The 20,172-nt window shown below is 66.0% G+C and carries 17 protein-coding genes, 1 tRNA gene and 1 pseudogene; 6 read left to right on the forward strand and 13 right to left on the reverse strand.

From position 1 onward, the window contains the following. Nucleotides 1–27 precede the first annotated feature (27 nt). Together ACFQDH_RS07360 and ACFQDH_RS07365 are read right to left on the reverse strand one after the other, a co-directional pair. Complete coding sequence (locus ACFQDH_RS07360; RefSeq protein WP_382399908.1) at nucleotides 28–1,626, reverse strand: acyl-CoA carboxylase subunit beta; 1,599 nt, start codon at nucleotides 1,624–1,626, stop codon at nucleotides 28–30. After that, a complete protein-coding gene (locus ACFQDH_RS07365; protein ID WP_382399910.1) occupies nucleotides 1,623–3,368 on the reverse strand; it encodes an acyclic terpene utilization AtuA family protein in 1,746 nt (581 codons plus the stop codon). The genes ACFQDH_RS07360 and ACFQDH_RS07365 overlap by 4 nt, the downstream gene beginning before the upstream one ends. An 80-nt stretch (nucleotides 3,369–3,448) precedes the next feature. Here ACFQDH_RS07365 and ACFQDH_RS07370 point away from each other — a divergent pair, with 80 nt between their 5' ends. Next, on the forward strand, nucleotides 3,449–4,594 hold the full coding sequence (locus ACFQDH_RS07370; RefSeq protein WP_382399912.1) for an acyl-CoA dehydrogenase family protein: 1,146 nt from the start codon (nucleotides 3,449–3,451) through the stop codon (nucleotides 4,592–4,594). Between the two features lie 167 nt (nucleotides 4,595–4,761). On the opposite strand, the gene ACFQDH_RS07375 is transcribed toward ACFQDH_RS07370, so the two are convergent. From ACFQDH_RS07375 to ACFQDH_RS07400, 6 genes and pseudogenes are all read right to left on the reverse strand, one after another. Beyond that, complete coding sequence (locus ACFQDH_RS07375) at nucleotides 4,762–5,160, reverse strand: (deoxy)nucleoside triphosphate pyrophosphohydrolase (protein ID WP_382399914.1); 399 nt, start codon at nucleotides 5,158–5,160, stop codon at nucleotides 4,762–4,764. Between the two features lie 137 nt (nucleotides 5,161–5,297). Further along, nucleotides 5,298–5,370: transfer RNA gene (locus ACFQDH_RS07380), tRNA-Arg, on the reverse strand. A gap of 72 nt (nucleotides 5,371–5,442) precedes the next feature. Next, nucleotides 5,443–6,312: an SMP-30/gluconolactonase/LRE family protein gene (locus ACFQDH_RS07385; protein ID WP_382399916.1), complete on the reverse strand. Its 870-nt coding sequence runs from the start codon at nucleotides 6,310–6,312 to the stop codon at nucleotides 5,443–5,445. Between the two features lie 126 nt (nucleotides 6,313–6,438). Next, nucleotides 6,439–7,013, reverse strand: a pseudogene (gene def / locus ACFQDH_RS07390) (peptide deformylase). Nucleotides 7,014–7,109: 96 nt separating this feature from the next. Beyond that, nucleotides 7,110–7,922, reverse strand: coding sequence for a PH domain-containing protein (locus tag ACFQDH_RS07395; RefSeq protein WP_382399918.1), 813 nt, complete (start codon nucleotides 7,920–7,922; stop codon nucleotides 7,110–7,112). A 10-nt stretch (nucleotides 7,923–7,932) separates the two neighbouring features. Continuing rightward, nucleotides 7,933–8,109 (reverse strand): hypothetical protein, encoded by a 177-nt coding sequence (locus ACFQDH_RS07400; RefSeq protein ID WP_382399920.1) that lies wholly within the window; start codon nucleotides 8,107–8,109, stop codon nucleotides 7,933–7,935. Nucleotides 8,110–8,325: 216 nt separating this feature from the next. Between ACFQDH_RS07400 and ACFQDH_RS07405 the strand changes: the two genes are divergently transcribed. The 3 genes from ACFQDH_RS07405 to ACFQDH_RS07415 all read left to right on the forward strand — a co-directional run bounded on the left by ACFQDH_RS07405 (nucleotide 8,326) and on the right by ACFQDH_RS07415 (nucleotide 11,270). Then, nucleotides 8,326–9,306, forward strand: a complete 981-nt coding sequence (locus tag ACFQDH_RS07405) for a small ribosomal subunit Rsm22 family protein (protein WP_382399922.1) — start codon at nucleotides 8,326–8,328, stop codon at nucleotides 9,304–9,306. A gap of 150 nt (nucleotides 9,307–9,456) precedes the next feature. After that, nucleotides 9,457–10,023, forward strand: coding sequence for an ArsR/SmtB family transcription factor (locus ACFQDH_RS07410; protein WP_382399924.1), 567 nt, complete (start codon nucleotides 9,457–9,459; stop codon nucleotides 10,021–10,023). After that, entirely contained in the window at nucleotides 10,020–11,270 is a 1,251-nt protein-coding gene (locus ACFQDH_RS07415; RefSeq protein ID WP_382399926.1) for an MFS transporter, read from the forward strand. Before ACFQDH_RS07410 ends, ACFQDH_RS07415 begins: the two co-directional genes overlap by 4 nt. A gap of 1 nt (nucleotide 11,271) precedes the next feature. On the opposite strand, the gene upp is transcribed toward ACFQDH_RS07415, so the two are convergent. Next, complete coding sequence (upp, locus tag ACFQDH_RS07420) at nucleotides 11,272–11,910, reverse strand: uracil phosphoribosyltransferase (RefSeq protein WP_382399928.1); 639 nt, start codon at nucleotides 11,908–11,910, stop codon at nucleotides 11,272–11,274. 16 nt (nucleotides 11,911–11,926) lie between these two features. Between upp and tadA the strand changes: the two genes are divergently transcribed. Next, the gene (tadA, locus tag ACFQDH_RS07425) at nucleotides 11,927–12,409 is read left to right on the forward strand and encodes a tRNA adenosine(34) deaminase TadA (protein WP_382399930.1); all 483 of its coding nucleotides are present in this window, start codon (nucleotides 11,927–11,929) and stop codon (nucleotides 12,407–12,409) included. Here tadA and ACFQDH_RS07430 read toward each other — a convergent pair. The 3 genes from ACFQDH_RS07430 to ACFQDH_RS07440 are packed head-to-tail and all read right to left on the reverse strand — an operon-like array spanning nucleotide 12,393 to nucleotide 13,722. Continuing rightward, nucleotides 12,393–12,551 (reverse strand): hypothetical protein, encoded by a 159-nt coding sequence (locus tag ACFQDH_RS07430; RefSeq protein WP_382399932.1) that lies wholly within the window; start codon nucleotides 12,549–12,551, stop codon nucleotides 12,393–12,395. The genes tadA and ACFQDH_RS07430 overlap by 17 nt on opposite strands. 60 nt (nucleotides 12,552–12,611) lie before the next feature. Further along, on the reverse strand, nucleotides 12,612–12,989 hold the full coding sequence (locus ACFQDH_RS07435; RefSeq protein WP_382399934.1) for a nucleoside triphosphate pyrophosphohydrolase family protein: 378 nt from the start codon (nucleotides 12,987–12,989) through the stop codon (nucleotides 12,612–12,614). Nucleotides 12,990–13,020: 31 nt separating this feature from the next. After that, nucleotides 13,021–13,722 (reverse strand): class I SAM-dependent methyltransferase, encoded by a 702-nt coding sequence (locus ACFQDH_RS07440; protein ID WP_382399936.1) that lies wholly within the window; start codon nucleotides 13,720–13,722, stop codon nucleotides 13,021–13,023. Between the two features lie 140 nt (nucleotides 13,723–13,862). Here ACFQDH_RS07440 and ACFQDH_RS07445 point away from each other — a divergent pair, with 140 nt between their 5' ends. Next, entirely contained in the window at nucleotides 13,863–15,539 is a 1,677-nt protein-coding gene (locus ACFQDH_RS07445) for a peptide-N4-asparagine amidase (RefSeq protein ID WP_382399938.1), read from the forward strand. Here the strand turns inward: ACFQDH_RS07445 and ACFQDH_RS07450 are convergent. Further along, complete coding sequence (locus ACFQDH_RS07450) at nucleotides 15,536–20,116, reverse strand: GH92 family glycosyl hydrolase (protein WP_382399940.1); 4,581 nt, start codon at nucleotides 20,114–20,116, stop codon at nucleotides 15,536–15,538. The genes ACFQDH_RS07445 and ACFQDH_RS07450 overlap by 4 nt on opposite strands. Nucleotides 20,117–20,172 lie beyond the last annotated feature (56 nt).

Raw genomic sequence — 20,172 nt, forward strand, 5'->3', positions numbered from 1 at the left:
GTGGAGTGCTTGTCATTGTCCCGTGCCTCACATCCGGAAGACACCGAACGAGGTGGCGCCCTCGACCGGTGCGTTGTGGATCGCCGACAGGGCGATGCCCAGGACCGTTCTCGTGTCGCGGGGATCGATGATCCCGTCGTCGTAGACCAGCCCGGACAACACGAGTGGCAGCGACTCCGCGGAGATCTGCTCCTCGATCGCCTGCTGTATGGCGCGTGCGCCTTCCTCGTCGAAGGGCTTGCCCTGCGCGAGCGCGGAGGCCCGCGAGACCGAGTAGGTGACTTCGGCGAGCTGCTGAGCGCCCATCACCGAGCTGCGCGCGCTCGGCCAGGTGAAGACGAACCGCGGATCGAAGGCACGCCCGCACATGCCGTAATGGCCGGCGCCATACGAGTTGCCGATCAGTACCGAGATGTGCGGGACGGTGGAGTTCGACACCGCGTTGATCATCATCGCGCCGTGTTTGATGATCCCGCCTTGCTCGTACTCCTTGCCCACCATGAAGCCGGTTGTGTTGTGCAGGAACAGAAGTGGCGTGTTCGATCGGTTGGCCAGCTGGATGAACTGCGCCGCCTTCTGGGCCTCCTCACTGAACAGGACGCCGCGGGCGTTGGCGAGGATCCCGACGGGGAAGCCGTGCAGTTGTGCCCAGCCAGTGGCCAGTGAGCTGCCGTAGAGCGGCTTGAACTCGTCGAAGTCGGAGTCGTCCACGATCCGTGCGATGACGTCGCGGGGGTCGAAGGGGTTCTTCAGGTCGGCGGGCACGATGCCGAGCAGGTCGTCCGCGGCATACCTGGGCGGCAGGGGAGAGGTGGTGGACGGCCCGCCGGCCTTGTGCCGATTGAGGCGCGCGACGATGCGGCGCCCGATCCGGATCGCGTCCTGCTCATCGAGTGCGTAGTAGTCGGCGAGCCCGGAGGTTCGTGCGTGCATGCTTGCGCCGCCCAGTGATTCGGCGTCGGACTCCTCACCGGTCGCCGCCTTGACCAGCGGCGGGCCGGCGAGAAACACCTTGGACCGCTCCTCGATCATCACCACGTGGTCGCTCATGCCGGGCAGGTAGGCGCCGCCGGCGGTCGAGTTGCCGAAGACCAACGCGATGGTCGGGATGCCTGCAGCGGACAGCTGCGTCAGATTGCGGAACGTCGCGCCCCCGGGGATGAAGATGTCCTTCTGCGTGGGCAGGTCGGCGCCACCGGACTCGACGAGGCTGATGATCGGCAGGTGGTTCTGGCGGGCGATCTCCTGCATCCGAAGTGTCTTCGTCACCGACGACGGATTGCTCGAACCGCCTTTGACCGTAGGGTCGTTCGCGATGATCATGCACTCGACGCCCTCGACGACTCCGATGCCTGCCGCGACGCTGCCGCCTACCGTGAACCGGCTGCCATAACCGGCGAACGGCGCCAGCTCCAGGAAGGGCGAGTCACGATCGAGCAGCAGGTCGATCCGCTCGCGCGCGGTGAGCTTGCCGCGCGACCGATGCCGGGCGACCGCTCGGTCGCCACCTCCGGCGACCGCCAACGCAAGCTGCTCATCGAGCTCCGCGAGCTGGTCGGTCATCGCCTGCGCGTTGACCCGAGCCTCGTCGGTGGCCGGGTCGAAGGTGCTGGACAGGGCCGTCATCGGTGCGACTCCTCGGCGGTGGATGGCACGAATTCGGTGGGAACATCGACGTGTCGGGCCCGCAGCCACTCGCCGAGAGCCTTTGCCTGCGGGTCGAAGCGGGCGGCATACGCGACGCCTTCACCGAGCAGGCCTTCGATGACGAAGTTGAGTGCACGCAACCGAGGCAGCCGGGTTCGTATGACGGTGAGCTCGCGCGTCTCGGGGAGCAGTTCGCGTAGTCGGTCAACGGTGAGAACGCCGTCCAACCAAGCGAATTCGGCGTCCGAGCGGACCCACACGCCCACGTTGGCGTTGCCGCCCTTGTCGCCCGATCGAGCGCCGGCGACGGTGCCGAGCGGGACGTTGACGGTCGGCCCATGCCGCTCCTCCGTGACCGACGTGTCAATGTGCAACGGCTCCAGCGGACTGGTCGTGGTCGGTGCTGGGATCAGCTGTCGGGTGCCGTCCGGCAGTGTCACCGTGTGCCCGGGCACATCCTGGGCGACGTACCGCGCCTCGTAGACGCCATACGCGCTGCCGCGTCCAGGCGGACTGGTCAGGAAGCAGCCCGGATAGCTGCCCAGCGCGATCTCGACGGCGGCGCCGGAGAAGGCTCGCCCGACCTTGGCCTCGTCGGGGTCCCGCGCGACGACGGTCAGCGTCGCGGCGGCCCGTGCCTGGCTGTCCGGGTCGTCGTGATCGGTCCGTGCGAGGGTCCAGGACAGCTCCTCCGGTCGCACCGTCAGTGCTGCTTCGACCTGTCGCTGGGCGAGCTCGGCCTTCGCCTCGATGTCCAGCCCGGTCAGCACGAACGACATCTCGTTGCGGAAGCCGCCGATCCTGGTGCAGGACACCTTGAGATCCGGAGGGGGCGCCTCACCGTGCGCTCCGGACAGCAGCACCCGGTCCGGGCCATTCTGCTCGAGGGTGATTGAGTCCAGTCGCAGGACGGCGTCGGGCCCGGCATACCGCGCGTCCTGGATCTCGTAGAGCAACTGGGACGCAACGGTGTCGACGGTGACCGTGCCACCGGTGCCCGGGTGCTTGGTGATGATCGACGAGCCGTCGCGACGGATCTCGGCGATGGGGAATCCGGGACGGGTGAGGTCGGGGACATCCCGGAAGAACGCGAAGTTGCCGCCGGTCGCCTGCGTTCCGCACTCGATGACGTGGCCGGCCGCCATCGCGCCCGCGAGGGCGTCGAATTCCGTTGGTTGCCAGTCGAAGTGCGCGATCGCGGGACCGACGACCACGGAGGCGTCGGTGACCCGACCGGTGATGACGACGTCGGCGTCGGCCCGGCAGGCGGCAGCGATCCCGAAGGCACCGAGGTAGGCGTTGGCGGCGAGTGGTTGCCCGAGGCCGAGTTCCCCGGCCCGGTCGGTGAGGTCGTCGCCATCGACGACAGCGACCTTGACGGACAGGCCGAGCCGCTCCGCGAGATCGCGTATGGCGGTCGCGCAGCCAGGTGGGTTGAGGCCACCGGCGTTGGCGACGATGCGCACGCCCTGGTCGAGCGCGAGACCGAGGCAGTCCTCCAGTTGCCGCAGGAAGGTGCGTGCATAGCCCAGAGTCGGGTCCTTGGCGCGATCCCGGCCGAGGATCAGCATCGTCAGCTCGGCAAGGTAGTCGCCGGTGAGGACGTCGAGTGGGCCACCTTCGAGCATCTCGCGCATCGCAGCCAGTCGGTCGCCATAGAAGCCGGAGCAGTTCCCGATCCGCAGGACTGCGTGCGGGGAGGCGGCGCTGGCGGAGCTCATGACATCGCAGCCTGGCACAGATCGAGCAAAACAAGCAAGCATGCTTGTTTTCTTTCGGGGCGCGCATTAGCGTCGGAACCATGCGGCTCACCCAGGACCACGACGACTTTCGTTCCAGCGTCCGACACTTCGTCGACACGGCGGTCAACCCGTACGCCGACGAGTGGGAGAAGGGCGGCGCGTTCCCTGCGCACGAGCTCTTCCCGAAGGCCGGCGCGGTCGGGCTGCTCGGCATCGAGTACGACCCGGCATACGGCGGACTCGGCGCGGACCACTCGTTCCAGATGATCGCCTGCGAAGAGTTCGGTCGGATGAGTTCGGCCGGGGTGAGTATGGCGCTCGGCGTGCAGTCGATGATGGCGACGCCGTCCCTGGCAGCGCTCGGGACACCGGAGCAGAAGGCGCAGTTCCTCGCACCGGCGATCGCCGGCACCGCCGTCGCGGCGATCGGGGTGACCGAGCCCGACACCGGATCTGACGTCGCCCGGCTGCGCACCCGAGCCCGGCGCGACGGTGACGACTGGGTGATCACCGGCCGAAAGATGTTCATTACCAACGGTGCCCAGGCCGACTGGGTCTGCCTGCTCGTGCGCACTTCCGACGAAGGCGGCTACAAGGGGATCTCGCAGATCGTCGTCCCCACGACGGCGCCGGGCTTCTCGGTGAGCCGCACCCTCGAGAAGCTCGGAAACCACTCGTCCGACACCGCGGAGCTCGTCTTCGACGACGTACGCGTCCCGGTCGCGAACACGATCGGCGAGATCGGGCGCGGTTTCCAGCAGCAAATGCAGCAATTCGTCGTCGAGCGGATGTTTGCCGCGTATGCCGCCGTCGGCCAGTGCGACAAGGCGCTGGAGCTGACCCGCCGGTATGTCGCCGAACGGACCGTCTTCGGCGGGACCCTCGCTTCCAAGCAGTACGTCGCTTTCCGGCTCACCGAGTTGCAGGCCCAGGTGGACCTGCTGCGCAGTCACAACCGGCAGACCTGCGAAGCGCGAGTCGCCGGTGAGGACATCACCCGGATGGCATCGGTCGCCAAGCTCACCGCCGGCCGGCTGGCGCGCGAGGTCGCGGACACGTGCCTGCAGTTCCACGGGGGAATGGGCTATATCGAGGAGACCTGGACCGCCCGCTTCTTCCGCGATGCACGGATCGGCTCGATCGGCGGTGGCGCCGACGAGGTCATGCTGCAGGTGCTTGCCCGCCTCGACGGTCTGCCGGCCTGAACTGACGGTCGATCTCGCACGGGACTCAACCTGTTGTCGACGATCGCTTGAACTTCGTTGCTTTGCAGCGTTCTTCGGCTTCTGGTGAGCTGGTGCACCGGGGACTCGTTGATGAACTTGTCGCCGTATGCCGTGCTGGCGACGAGATCCACGATGACGTGTTCGGCCTACTTCGCCAGGAGCTGCATGATCCGCTCGACCGCGGGGACGTCGGCCGGCGCCCACTCGACGCTGTGCAGGTCTGCCACCGGGATCCATCGGAGCTCGGCATGTTCGGTGGCTTGCGGCTCTCCGGCCTCCAGGGTGGCGAGGTAGGTTGTCAGCGTGACGATGCCGAAGTCGTATTGGTGAGATGTGGTTTCGACGCGATCACCGACTGCGATGTCACACAGCAGTTCTTCGCGAAGTTCGCGAACAAGCGCCTCTTGCGGCGACTCGCCCTGCTCGACCTTGCCGCCTGGGAACTCCCAGTGGCCCGAGAGTGCCATCGACGGTCCGCGTTGAGCGGCCAGCACGGTGCCGTCTCGCACCAGAACGGCACCGACGACATCGATCTGCTTGATCACGACTGCCTTTCCCTGAAGTGACCCGGTTGCCGGCAGCTTAGGGGGACGGACGACGAGACCGTGCGTCGAGGCGACATGAGAAGGCCCCGGCGAGCGTTTCCGCTTGCCGGGGCTGTGCACCGTCTCAACTCAGTACGTGCACCCGAAGGGATTCGAACCCCTAACCTTCTGATCCGTAGTCAGATGCTCTATCCGTTGAGCTACGGGTGCATGCCGCGCGGTAACCGCGCAACGCTGAGACACTCTACCCGAGCAGTCGCCCAGGTGTGAAATCGGTGGGACTCAGGCGCCGAAGGGCAGCACCGGCAGGCCGCCGACGCCGAGGTCGACGGCGAAAACCGCTCCGGCGAGGGGTTGTTCGCCCTTTGCGACGTTCTCCCGGGTGGTGGTGATGTAGAGCGTCTGAAGCTGGTCACCGCCGAACGTGCACGCCGTGACGTTGGTGACACCGGGCACCTCGACGACCTCGGTGAGCTGACGGTTGACGTAGCGGTGGACGGCCGAGCCGCCATACAGCGCGATCCAGACGCCACCCTCCTGGTCGACCCAGAGACCGTCGGGACTCCCGGGCAGGTCGTCGGGCAGGCGCACCCACGGGCGACGCTCGGTCAGCCCTGTCTCTGGTTCCCAGTCGAACGCCCAGATGGTGCGTGTCGGAGTGTCGTTGAAGTAGGTCGTCGTTCCGTCCGGGGACCAGCCGATGCCGTTGGAGATCGTCAGGTCGTGCAGGACCGGCGACGCCATACCCTTCGACGTGAGCAGGTAGAGCGAGCCGCCGCCCTGGTGCTGGTCGTAGGCCATGGTGCCGCAGTAGAAGTTGCCCAGCGGGTCGCATCCGCCGTCGTTGAACCGCACGGACGGGTCGTCCCAGATCGGCTCCATGACCTGCAGGTCGGACAGGTCATTGCTGTCAGCGAGAGCAAAACCGCGCTCGAGCGCGATGACCGCGCCACCCGGGCCGCGTGGGCGCATCGCGGCAGCGACCTTGCCGACGTGGATGCGCTCGACATCGTCGCCGCGCGCGATCAGCACGTCGCCGGCCATCATGTCGACATAGCGCAACTCACCCGGGCCTTCGAGTGACCACTCCGGCCACCAGATCGGGCCTTCGGCGTGGAAGGCGTGTGGCTTGGCGATGGGTTCGGCGCGCATGTGCCTCAGCCTACGAGAGTGCCGTTTGAGAGGACCCATTGCTGCTTGATCGGACCCCAATTCGGGCACCGGTGTCGGGGCCTCTCGTGTGCGATGGGGTCCTCTCGATCGAGGAGGGTGGCGCGGTCAGACCTTTTCGGCTTCCTGGGTGAGCGGATCCCACTTGGTGATGTGCGCCGCCTCCCAGCCGCGGGCCTTCATCGCCTCACGCGCCTTGGTGCGGTATGTCGGAGTCAGCCTCTCGACATACAGCTTGCCGTCGAGGTGATCGGTCTCGTGCTGCAGGCAACGGGCCAGCGTGCCGCCGGTGGCTTCGACGACGACTTCGTTGCCGTCCACGTCGATGCCGGTGACCTTCGCCCACGAGGAACGTGGCGTCGGAAACCATTCTCCTGGAACGGAAAGACAGCCCTCGGCACCGTCGTCGGGAGACGGATCGCCGGGCGGCACAGTGCCCTTCTCGAGCACCGGGTTGATCACCACGCCGCGCTTGTCCTCGCCGGACTCATCGGCGCAGTCGTAGACGAAGATGCGCAGCCGCGCGCCGACCTGGTTGGCGGCCAGGCCTGCTCCTGGGCGGCATCCAGCGTGTCGAACATGTCCTGCACCAGCGTGCGGACCTCCGGAGTGATCTCCTTGACCTTCTTGGTCGGCTGGTGCAACGCCTTGTGCCCGATGACGGTAATCGGACGGACTGCCATGATTTCAACTCCTGCTGGCGGGCGACGTGACGCACTGACTCGACCACGAAGGTTATCCGGCCAGAGCCTGATGCTGCACCTGCGCCCGGCCCGCAGTCAGTCGTCGTGCAGGTCGCGTGGCCGGCGCGGTCTGGGCGGAGGGTCTTTCCGGGCCCATCCGGAGTCGCCGTCGTGGCCGAAGGCCTGCGGCGGTTCTTCGTTCGCGCGACGTAGGACACGCTCGCGCAGGCCGCTGCGCCGCTGACGTTCCGGGCGTGGGAGGAAGTTGCCGATCGGCCGGACCGGCAGGTTCGTCGGGTCGTCTTCGTACTTGACGGTCGTAGGGCTGCCCGCGAGCTGCAGGTGCAGGAAGGGGTCGGTCTTGTCTTCGTCGTCATACCCATCCGAGACGACGCCGTTGGGGTCGTCCTCGCCGAAGATTTCCCCGACGATCGCCAGGTAGGTGCCCTTGGCGTCGCGGATGAAATCGATCCGACGCAGTGCCTGCTCCCGGCCAGCGCTCTCCAGGACGAACTGCCCGTAGCCGAGCATTCGCCCGACCATGGTCCGGTTGAACGACATGTCGGTCACCTTGGCCAGCGGCATCATGGCGACCCGTCGATTGATCACGCCATACATCATCAGTAGGCGCTTGTCGGTCGCCATGAACCAGTCGAACCGCCACATCACGAGGCGTATGGCGGCATACGCAAGCAGAATGAACCAGAGCTTCCAGGCGAAGTCGGTCAGCGTTCCGAGGTTCGCGGGAGCGGAGAAGCCGGCGATCAGCGCGAGGAAGAACCCGACGATCGCCATTGCCACGGGTTGTCCGACGGCCGCCCAGTGTTGCCGCTGTGCGACGACGATCGTCTCGTCGTCGAGCAGGAAGCGCGCCATCGCCGACTCGGCGCGTGGATCGACGTGATCCATGGCTATCGGCCTAGCTGTTCAGGATCTTGTCGAAGAACTTGCCGATCTGGTCGACACCGTTGCTGAGGATCGACCAGATGTTGTGGACGATGTCTCCCGACTTGGACGGTGACTTGAAGATCGCGTAAGCGATGAAGGCGACGACGAGCCAGATCGCGACTTTACGGACCTTGTCCAGGGCCATCATTCCTCCGGCGTTCTTTGCGGCTCAGCGCACAGTAGGCGCACGGGTCTAACTCTCAGTGTGACAGATGTGACGGTTGTGACTGGGTGTTGCGCTCAACGGGTGTGTCGTATGCCGCGCGCGGCGACCTCACGTTACCGCGTTCGGCGGCCCCTTGCTGGCTACGCTGGGTGATCACTTCCGCGGCATCCCGCCCTCGTCAGACCCGGAGAATGCGCCATGTCGACCACGCCCGTCCGCCCGCTCGACCTGCGACTGCGGGACGCCCTTGATGCGGCCGCAGCGGGTATTTCGCGCGCTCCGCTGGCCACGTCCGTCGATCGGCTCATCGGTCGCTATCGGGAGGGTGGTGCGGCGTCCGCGCCGATCCTCGGCAACGCCACTGATGTGCTGGCCTACGCGCTCTACCGTATGCCGGCCACGGTCGCCGCATGCTCGAACATGTTGCGGCACAGTGCCTTCCGTCTTCCAGAAATACAGACCGTCACAGACCTGGGCGGCGGCACCGGCGCAGCAGCCTGGGCCGCTCACGACAAATGGCCGGACGCGCGAATCACCGTGCTCGACCAGGTGGGCGAGGCGTTGCAGCTCGGTCGGCAGCTACGCGCAGCTGAGCCCGGAGTGGTGGATTTCGAGCGCTGGCAGGCGGGTTCGCCGGTCCCTCGGGCCGATCTGGTAACCGTGTCGTATGTGCTCTCGGAGCTGAAGCAGTCCGCGCAGCAGCAGCTCGTGGCCGCGGCGATCGGTGCCGCGGGCCGGGCGATCGCGATCATCGAGCCGGGCACGCCGAGCGGGCACCAGCGGATCCTGACGGCACGGCAAGCGCTGTTGGAGGCTGGTTGGCAGGTCATCGCACCGTGCCCGCATCAGGCCGATTGCCCTGTTCGACAGCCGGATTGGTGCCATTTCAGCGCGCGCGTCGAGCGGTCCTCGGTGCACCGGCAGCTCAAGGGCGGCGAGCTCGGGCATGAGGACGAGAAGTTCTCGTATGTCGTGGCAGTGCCCGACGGTGCCGACGTGCCGGAGCGTGATGGCGATTCTTCGCGGATCCTGCGGCATCCCGTCAAGCGCAAGGGGCTGGTCGAGCTGCAGTTGTGCCGGCCTGATGGGACCGCGAGCCGCGCAGTGGTGACCAAGCGGCAAGGGGCGGCATACAAGGAAGCGCGGGATGTGCGCTGGGGTGACACCTGGCCTCTTTGATCGAGAGGAGCACCAAACGATCGGGAGGAGTACGGAAAACGCCATCTGGGGTACGCCTCTCGGTCATTTGGTCGTCCTGTCGGTCAGAGACCGCGAGACCGCCAAATAACTCTTTGACAGTCGCCGACGGATCGCGGCATACTTCCAAACATGTCTTTGGAGGATGAGGCGATCAGCGAGCTGCGAGCGTCCGCGCACCCCGTTCGCCTCCGGATGATGTCGTTGCTCACCGGTGCGCCGATGAGCGCTGCCGAGTTGGCTCGCGAACTCGACATCACCCAGGCGAACGCGAGCTATCACCTGCGCACTCTGGCGAACGCCGGGCAGGTCGAGGTGGCAGCGACGGAATCGGTACGCGGCGGACAGGCGAAGAAGTACCGATATCGCTATACGGAGCGAACCGGCAGGAGCACTGAGGCCTCGCGGCCGAGGAGGACAGCAAGTCCCGACGAATGGCGGCTCTACATCGACGTGCTCCACCAGGAACTGGTCCGCAGGTCGGCACAACGGGTCGATGGCCAAGCGCTCAGTGCGGATGCCGAAGTCTGGCTCACGCCGGAAACCTGGCTCAAGACAATGGAACTGGTGAAAGAGGCGTCCCGGCTGGTGCACGAAGAGGCCATGCGGCCGCATACCGCCGGGTCGGTCCATGTGAGCTTCCAGGCCGAACTCTTCCGGATGCATGACGAGCGCGATGAATTGGTGGGTGGGGAATGAGCGAGCGGCCACCCACGCTGGAAGTGTTGCGTGGCAAGGACTTCCGCTGGTTCTTCCTGTCTCGGTCGGTGAACATCGTCGGCAGCATGATGACGCCGGTGACGATCGCCTTCGCGGTGCTGCACATCGACAACTCCTCGGAGTCGCTCGGCATCGTGCTCGCCGCGCAGATGACCGCCAGCGTGCTCTGCCTCCTCTTCGGTGGGGTCATCGCCGACCGGCTGCCGCGCCGTGCCGTCATGCAGGCCTGCTACCTGGCGATGGCCGTGATCCAACTGACGATGGCGGTGTCGCTCGAACAGGGGTGGGCGACGGTCGGCTCGATGATCGTCCTCGCCGCACTGTCCGGCGGAGTCAGCGCGTTCTCGATGCCTGCACAGCAGGGACTGATCCCTCAGTTGGTGCCGAAAAACCAGCTGCAGCAAGCGGATTCGCTGATGTCCTTCGTGCGCAACGGTGCGACGTTCATCGGACCGATCCTCGGCACCACTCTCGTCGTGACGACAGGCTCCGCGCTGGCACTCGCGATCGACGGCGCCACGTTCCTGGTGGCGGCGGTAATGCTGACGAAGGTCGCGCTGCCACCCCGCAAACAGACCCTGCGGACCTCGATCATCGTCGAATTGCGTGAAGGCTGGGGCGAATTCACCTCACGCACCTGGCTGTGGGTCATCGTCGCGGCATTCGGGGTCTTGAACGCCATACACATCGGTGCGTGGGTTGTCGTGGGGCCGGTTGTCGCCAAGAACGATGGAGCGCTCGGGATCCGTGGCTGGGGTCTGGTCGTAGGAGCAGAGGCCGTCGGCATGCTCGTCATGTCGATGATCCTGTTGCACTGGAAGCTGCGCCACCCACTGCGCGCCGGTATGGCCGGTATGTCGTGCTTCGCCATACCGTTGCTGATGTTGGGGATTCGCCCGGCAACGCTGCCGATGATGGCCGTTGCGTTCGTGAGCGGCATGGGCACGCAGGTCTTCAGCACGGGTTGGACCGTGGCGATGATGGAGCGCATCCCGACGGAGGTGCTCTCGAGAGTCTCGAGCTACGACATGTTGGGGTCGTTCGTCGCCATACCGATCGGCAGCCTGACGTTCGGCTGGCTCGCCAGCACCATCGATGTCAGCACGCTGTTGGTCGTGTCCGGCTGCGTGTATGTCGCGATCGTGGCGGTCACCTTGCTGGTGCCGTCGATCCGCCGGCTCGGGCGGGTCGCTGACGAAGAGTCGGAGGTCGTGAAGGCAGCGTGAGTCACACCACGCCGTAGAGCCGGTCGCCGGCGTCGCCCAGGCCGGGCACGATGTAGCCGTTCTCGTTGAGTCGCTCATCGATCGCGCCGGTCACGAGCGTGATCGGGATGGACAGGTCGGCCAGCGCCTGCTCGACCGCCGCGATGCCCTCGGGTGCCGACAGCAGGGTGACGGCGGTGATGTCATCGGCGCCGCGCTCGGCGAGGTAGCGGATGGCCATGGCGAGTGTGCCGCCGGTGGCGAGCATCGGGTCGAGCACGTAGCACTGCCGGCCGGACAGGTCGTCCGGCAGCCGGTTGGCGTAGGTGATCGCCTCGAGCGTTTCCTCATTGCGCTGCATGCCGAGGAAGCCGACCTCGGCGCTCGGCAGCAGCCGAACCATGCCCTCGAGCATGCCGAGGCCCGCGCGCAGGATCGGCACGACGAGTGGCTTGGGGGAGGACAGCTTGATGCCGGTGGTCGGTGCGACAGGCGTCTCGATGTGGAAGGGCTCGACCCGAACTTCGCGGGTGGCCTCGTAGGCCAGCAGCGTCACGAGCTCCTCGGCGAGACGCCGGAAGGTCGGACTGTCCGTGCGCTTGTCGCGCAGGTAGGTCAGCTTGTGGGCGATGAGGGGGTGGTTGGCGAGCTCGACACGCATGGCGCAAACTCTAGTCGTGCCCGCGCCCGATGGTTATGACGAATGGATGGCACTGGCGTTGAGCCAGGCCGGTATGGCGCTCGCCACCGACGACGTGCCGGTCGGTGCCGTCGTGCTCGATGCCGCTGGAACCGTCGTCGGAGCCGCACCCAACCGCCGGGTCGCGGACAGTGACCCGCTCGCGCACGCCGAGATAGTCGCGATCCGGTCGGCCGCGGAGACCTTCGGGCACTACCGGCTGGACGACTGCACGATGGTCGTGACGCTGGAACCGTGCCTGATGTGTGCTGGCGCGATCATGCAGTCGCGCATCTCGCATATCGTCTTCGGCGCATGGGACCGGAAGGCCGGCGCCTGCGGAAGCGCATGGGACGTCATCGCGGACAACACGAGTCCGCACAAGTTGGACGCCGTCGGCGGCATACGCGAGCAGGAGTGCGCGCAGTTGTTGACCGATTTCTTTCGGGCCCGACGGAAGAAACTCAGCGCTTCCGACTGATCGCCTGCACTGCGACGTAGCCGATGCCGAGCACGATGGCAGCGGTGATCGCGAGCCACAGCAGGTGGAAGATCGCGGGCACCACGATCAGCAGGATGAGCAGCACGACGACGACCTTCGCCGAGGTGGGCCAGTTACTCATGGGAGCTCCTTGATCAGGGTGCACCACAAGTCTCGCACACGAGATGCCGGTCGATCCTGGTCAATCCTGAAAAGCGTTGCTGTCCAAAGCGATCGGCGGATTGGGCGCGGCGTCCGTGCGACGTTTGGTGTGGAACTCCTCCCAGGGCAGCCACTTGTCGCGCATGGCGGTCTCGACGTCGACGCCCATTCGGTGTGCGACGAGCAGCGCCATCGCCACCACGTCTGCGCACTCCGCCGCGACGGCATCCTGTTGCGCTTGCTCGGTCAGATTGCGATCACGGCCCTGGCCGCTGGCCACCAGCCACGCCTGGCTGAGCTCGCCCAACTCCTCCATCAGCTTCAGCAGCATCCAGTCAGGGGTGCGGTCGACGCCATAGACCTCGGCGTATCCGGCAGAGACGTTCTCGAGGCGGCTGGTCCATTCGGCGATATCCACGCGGGCATCGTGTCAGCCGGGTATGACGCGCTCAGGTCGGCTGCGGCGGCCGCTGGGCGAGCACGTAGGCGCGCTCGGTCGGGATCTCGACGCCCGGGTGCGGCATCCGGGTGGTGACCGACACGATGTCGAGACCGGCGTCGGCGATCTCGTCGATGATCTCGGCCGGCTCCAGGAAGTGGCCGGTGATGTCGACGCTGTGCCCGAACCAGGTGTGGAGGTGCTGCGCCTGGCCGGCGGCGAACTCCTCACTGCGGATGTGGAAGGACACCAACGCGATGCCACCCGGCTGCAGCGCGCGGAAGACCTGCGCGAAGGTGCGAGCGCGTTCGGTGGGGCTGAGGTTGATGATCGCGTAGAGCAGCACCGCGCCGGCCAGGCTCTGGTCGGGCTCGGTCAGGTCGGTCATCGACTCCACGCGGAACTCGACGCCCGGGTTCTCGGCGCGGGCGATGTCGATCATCGCCGGCGAGATGTCGATCCCGAGGGGCTTGGCGCCAAGGGATGCCAAGTGCTGGGTGACGTGGCCGGGCCCGCACCCGATGTCCGCGACGCGGCCGCCGTCGCACATCTCCACGACTGCCGCCAGGAGCGCGCGATCCAGCGGCTTGCCCGCCAGCTCGTCGTGCATCGCCTCGGCATACTCCACAGCCACTGCGTTGTATGCCGCCGCGACCTGGCTGTCGCTGTATGCCGTTGTGTCCAGGCTGTCGGACGTGGACTCGCTCGTCATACCTGCCAATGTATGTCGTCCCACACCTCGCCTGGCGCCGGAGGAGGGCCGGTTCGCTACCTGACGTTCGTGAACGCCCCGCGGGGTTCTGGACGGGACTAGCGTCATTCGTTGTTTCAGTCCCGGTGTGAGGAGTTGCGGTGCGTCGTCTGGTGAGCGTTCTCGGAGTGTCCGTCGTGTCTGTCGGTATGGCGCTCGGCGGCGCCACCGGAGCAAGTGCGGCGTCCGGGCCGACTGCGAGCGGGGTGATCGAATCCTCCGGCGGTGACACGGTTTCCGCGCAGCCACCGGTGTCGCGACCCGACACACGACACTGCACGGTGACGCTCGCCGACCACTTCAAGTCGAACGCTGCCGACCTGTCGCCGCAGCTCTATTCGGGGAGCGTGCAGGTGCCGGACGAATGCAAGGGCAAGTGGTCGAAGGTCGTGCTGGACTCGACGACCTCAGTGTCCGGGCGGCAGTACGACCGCTCCGGTGAGCTCGAGATCGGCGGCGTGCCAGTGTGGTTCGGCACCACGCAGGAGCCGAATGGCGCGAAGCCGACGACGTTCTCCTTCAGCAAGGACATCACCGAATTCAGCTCGCTCTTCAAGACGCCGCAGAAATTCTCCGGCGGCTACACCAACTACATGTCCGACGTCTACACCGGCAACTACGACCAGACGGTGAAGATCACCTTCTACCTGGCCGATCGGAAGCACCCGGCTCCGGATGTCCCCGACAAGGTGGTCGGAGTGCCGGTCGCCGACCTGACGCCGGGCAGCGCCACTGCATCAACAACGCTGTCCGACCTACCCCGCAACATCATTCGCGCCCAGCTCGAGACGACGCTGAAGGGAAACGGTTGCGACGAGCAATGGTTCACCGCGGTGCCCGATGCGGTCGCCGCGAAGTTCCCCGGTGCCGGCCTGTGCGCGGCAGGTGCCTATCGGGAGGCCGCCGTCTCCGTCGACGGCACACCCGCCGGTGACGTCGGGACGTTCCCGCACATCTACTCCGGTGGCATCGTGCCCACCCTGTGGCGGCCGGTGGTTGCGATCGACACCCTCGACATGCGCACCGAGTCGCTCGACCTGACCCCGTTCGCCGGCCGGCTGGTCGACGGCAAGACACACTCGATCTCGTTCGGTATCAACCCGATCGGCGACACCTGGAATGTGCGCGCTGCGCTGTTCTTGTGGACCGATCACCACCGGGCACAGACGTCCGGTGCGCTCACCGAGGACTCAGTGGCTGCGTCGCCGGCAACCTCCACCACGGCCGGAGACCCGGTCGACGGCACCGTGAAGTATGCCGAGACGGCACGACGCTCCGACATGCTCAGCGGGTATGTCGACACCTTGGCCGGTCGTGTCGTGACGACAGTGAACACCTCTCGCAACTGGTCGAATTCGGGCAGTGTCGGTGACTCCGGGATGGTCCAGAGCATCACGCAGCAGGATGCGATGACGACGCAGTCGGTCTCCCGCATCGGCCATCGGGTCGTCCGCAGCGCGTCATTGAATGAGTCCTACCCGATCAGTGTCGACTTCTCCGCGGCTGACTACGTCAACGACCAGAACTTCTCTCTCAATGGCACGGTCGACATGACGCAACAGGTGTCGAGTTCGGTGCGCACTGGCAGTCAGCTCGTGCGGCGTGGATGGGACTGGAACGTCACGTCATACGGCGTGCTGGCGCGCAAGGACGGCACGACGAGCGAGTCCGACGGACACTCGACGACGAGCTATGCCGGCACGGATGACAATGGCCGGCCCTACTGGCACCGGATCACGACCGATCACGGTCAGGTCGTGACCGACCGCCAGCATTAGCTGACGGTGACCTTGGTGGTCGTGGTCTCGCTCTTGATGCCGTCGTCTGCGGTGACGGTCACGGTGTAGGTGCCCGCCTTCGCGTAGGTGTGACCACCGGCGATCGACCAGTCGGATCCTGACGTGACCACGTCGGCCTTGTCCATCGCGGATCCGTCACCCCAGTTGACCGTGGCCCCTGGCGTGCCGGAACCACCGGTGGCAGTGGCCAGCTCGGCCGTGAACGCCGTGCCGCTCTGCTGACCCGCAACGGCCTTCGGTGTCAGCGTGATCGGCGTGTAGACGGCTGAACGATCCCCGTCGGACGCGAACGCGAAGACGTGGATCCGGCCGCCTGAGGACGCGGAGCCGACCGCTGCCGGGAGCGTGATCGAGACGAGCTGCTTGCCGCTGGGCAGGTCGATCGGTGCGGTCGAGAAGATCGCCGCAGTGAGGGAGTCCGTGCCGCCACTGGAAACGCGACCGGCCGACTTCCCGACGACGATATTGCCGAATTTCGGCGAGCCCGCGGCGCCGACCCAGTCCCCGAATCCGATGGACAGAGGTGCCGTCGAGCCGTCCGAGAAGTGCAGGGTCGCGGTCGCGCTCAGGTCTCTCTGGGTCGCCGTTCCGATCACCGAGATCTTCGTCGCGTCCGTTCCGGGGTCGAACATGACTGTCTGTCCGTCGGCCACGACGTTGTCATTGCCGTCTACCGGCTTCGGTATGTCGAACGACAGGCCAGTGCCCGGCACCTTCTCGGTCTGGCCCTGGACGAAACCATTGTCCGCCAACGAGGTTCGCGAGAAGCCAACGCCGCCGGCGTCGCAGTCGGCACCGGAACCAGGCAGGCCGATGCAAGTGCCGTTCATCGTGTCCGCGAAGAGCTGGTCCCTGCTGACCCCGACCTCGACGGAGGCCGACACCTTCGTTCCTGCGACGCTGGCCACGATGTCGACCGAGGCGAGGCCTGCCGTGTCGAAGGTGTGCGGAGCGCTGACGGCGTACCGCCCAAGCGGGGTCGTGCTGACCGTTGCCGGCTGCGGGCCTTTCCCGTCATGGAAGTCCGCGGTGGCGCTGACCGCCGCAGCGCCGCCGGGCACACCGCTCACGACAGCCAAAGGCGAGGTTAGTGGGGTGCCGACGGTTGTCTCGACGCCCTGGACCGGTGAGACCGTCAGATCGCCTTGTTTCCCAGTGGGATCCGCCGACAATTCGAACTCCGACAGGGTCGGCGCACCACCCGTGCTCGCGGTGACTTGCAGTCGGTAGGCGTCATACGAGCCGGGTTTCGCGATCGAATACGGCACGAGTTGGTCGTGCCAGCGGAACGTCTGGTTCTTCTGCTGGTCGAGTCGGACCCACGACTTTCCTCCGTCGGGTGAGCCCTCAAGAGTCCATGACGTGGGTGTGCCGCCGTCGGCTCCGCTGGTGAGCGTGTAGCGATCGACGGTCATCGGGCCGGACCCGCTCTGCCAGGTGATCGTCGGCGTCTTCGACGTGAAGGTCGTATCGGTCGAGGAGTTGTCGTCGACCAGTGCAGTCGTCGACGTGCCGTCCGACGAGGTGGTCGCGCCGTAGCCGGGCGTTGTTGCGTCATACAGCGGCTTGGCGGGTGTGCCGTTGCTCGAGCTCGCACCCCAGGTCGACGGTTTCGGTCCCATCTGGAACGAGAGCTTGCCGCCCTTCTGCAACAGAGATGCGTCAATCGTCGCGCTCTGCAATGGCTTTCCGTTGAGCGTCGCAGCCTGGATGTAGATGTTCTGCGGACTGTTGTCGCGAGCATCGATGGTGAGCTTCCTGCCGCCGTCCAGGTGCACCGTCGCGGTGCGGAACAGCGGCGAGCCGATGACGTACTGACCGGAGCCGACCGACATCGGATAGAAGCCGAGCGCCGAGAAGATGTACCAGGAGCTGGTCTCGCCGTTGTCCTCGTCGCCGGCGTAGCCCTCACCGATGTCGCTGCCGACGAAGAGTCGCCGGGTGATCTCCCGGACCTTGGCCTGCGTTTCGCTGGGCTTGCCTGCGGCGGCATACACGTAGGGGATGTGGTGCGACGGCTGGTTGCTCATCCCGAGTTGGCCCATCCGGACCGCCGCGGCCTCACGCATCTCGTGGATGGTGCCGCCGTATCCGCCCGGATTGGAGGCGGTTTCGGGTGTTGCGAAGAACTTGTCGAGTTTGCCGATGAGGCCTTTGCTGCCGCCATACAGCGCCTCAAGTCCGGGGATGTCGTATGTCGGGTGGAACGCGAAGTTCCAGCCGTCGGTCTCGGTGAAGACGTCACCCCAGCTCGTCGGGTCGAACGGTTTGCCGCCGAAGGTGTGCCACGAGCCGTCGGCGTTGCGGCCCTGGAAGAAGTCGGTGGCGGGGTTGAAGAGGTTGACGTAGTCCTTGGAACGCGACGTGAGGTAGGCGGCGTCGTTCTTCAGCTGCGCGACCCGGCTGCGTGGTGTCTTCGGGTCGTTCGCCAGCTTGCTCGCCATCTTGGCGATGCCGGCGTCGTTGATGTAGTCCTCAAGCGACCAGGAGACGGATTCGCCTGTGTTTGTTGACGTGTAGCCCGCGTAGGGGCTCGTGTTCAAGCCCTTCCGGCCGACGGCACTGTTGGTCGAGCGCACCGTTGCGTTCTTCAGTGCTGCGTCGTATGCCGTCAGCGCCGTCTTGGTGTCGACGCTGCCCTCGAGGTACGCCTCCGCGAATGCGGTGTCGCTGCTGGTCCCGGTCATCAGGTCGGCGTAGCCGGGAGAGGACCAGCGGGCGATCCAGCCACCTTCTCGGTACTGCTGCGCAAAGCCGTCGACCAGTTCGTCGGCCAGCTTCGGGTAGAGCATCGAATAGGCCGGCCACTCAGTGCGATAGGTGTCCCAGAAGCCGTTGTTCACGTAGATCTTGCCCGGCTTGACCTGTGCGTTCGTTGCGGTGTCGGTCGCGTCGCCGTTGGTCGGAAGCACCGGACTGGCGTGCTCGTACGTCGGCTTCGCGGCGGTGCCGACATTCTCGAACTGCGAGTTCGGATAGAGGTTCATCCGGTAGAGGTTGGAGTAGAGCGACTGGAGTTGAGTGCGCCCGGCGCCAGTGACGTCAATGACTCCAAGCCGCTTGTTCCACGCGGTGTTTGCGGCCTTCTGCACCTTGTCGAACGACTGGTTGGTCACTTCCAGGTCGAGGTTGTGCTTCGCCTGGGCCGACGAGATGAACGAGGTAGCGAGGCGCAACTCGACGGTCTTGTCCGAGGATGTGTCGAAGGAGGCATAGCGTGCACTGGCCGACCGGTCGCCCGTTGCATCACCGACTTTCGCTGGCGTGCGGTCGAATTCGCCATACACGAACATGCGGGTGGCGCCGTCCGAGTTGCCGTTGTCGACCCAGCCGCTCACCGTACCGTCCGCGGCGACGTGCAGCATCGAGTCCCCGGCGACCTTGTCGAGCAGCACCGAACCGGTCGAGCCGGGGAAGGTGAATTTGTAGACCCCGGCGTGGTCGCTGGGCGTGAGGGACGTCTTGATGCCGTCGGTGAACTTCACGCTGTAGAGGTCAGGTCGAGCGGTCTCGTCATTGTGGTCGAAGGTCAGTGCGCGGTCGGTGAGGGTCGACGTCGGTTGTGCGTCCGGTGACGGCATGATCGCCAACTGGTTGCGGTCGCCCATCCAGGGGCTCGGCTCGTGGGAGACCCCGATGCCTTGCAACGAGGGGAGATTCGCGTCGTTGTTTGCTGAGGCGTAGTTGTACTCCCAGCTGCGACTCTTGGCGTCGGTCATCGGGGTGAAGAAGTTGAAGCCGTTCGGCATCGCGGTTGCCGGAAGGTTGTTGCCTCGGGAGAAGTCACCGGAGGAGAGCGTGCCGCGGCGGGTGTCGACGATGGACGCGCGGTTGTGGAGGTCGACCTTCGGCGCCGGCTGCACGCTGAGATCGTCGAACCAGGCGCTGAATTTCTGGCCGGCACCGCCGTCGTCCGGGTTGTCGTAGACCGCGATGACCTTGTCGACGGTCTTGCCGGCATACCGGCTCAGGTCGATGTGGATCGAGTTCCACTGGTCGGTGTAGAGGACCTTCTTGGTGCCGTGGCCGCTAGCCGAAATCGGCGAACCATCAGTGTCAGTGGCGTCCGGCGTCGCGCTCATCCGGGTGCCGTCGGTGAAGATCAGGTCGATCGCGACATAGGTCGAGGCGTATGACGAACTGCTGCCGCGCTCGGGAAAGACCTTGTAGCTCAGCTCGTCTCCGCTGCTGATCCGATGGCCGACGTTGTCGTACAGGGAGTCGGCACCGCGGGCAGGACCTGCTGCTTGGTTGATGCCGGAGAACTGCATGCCGTGCGTGCCGGTGAAACCAGTGCCCTTGTGCAGGTTGTAGCCGCTGGTCGGTCCGCCGCCAACCTTGGCGACCAGTGGCACGTTCGCGTCACCGGTTCCGGAGACGTTGACCAGCGGGCCGAACTGTTTGGACGTGGACGGCGCCGGCTGTGACGCCTCGAAAGAGGTTGTCCACGGGCTGACGTGCTTCGTGGCTGCTTGCGCGGAAGGTGGCGTCAGCAGGCAGGTCGCGGTCATGGCGAACGTGGTCGTGGCAATGGTGAAGCAAGATCCCAGGCGCAACGGTGGCTCCTCCGAGAGGCATGGATGGGCGTCGTACGAGCGACGACCGTCACAGT

The organism is Flexivirga alba (assembly GCF_042661025.1).
Classification (GTDB): domain Bacteria; phylum Actinomycetota; class Actinomycetes; order Actinomycetales; family Dermatophilaceae; genus Flexivirga; species Flexivirga alba.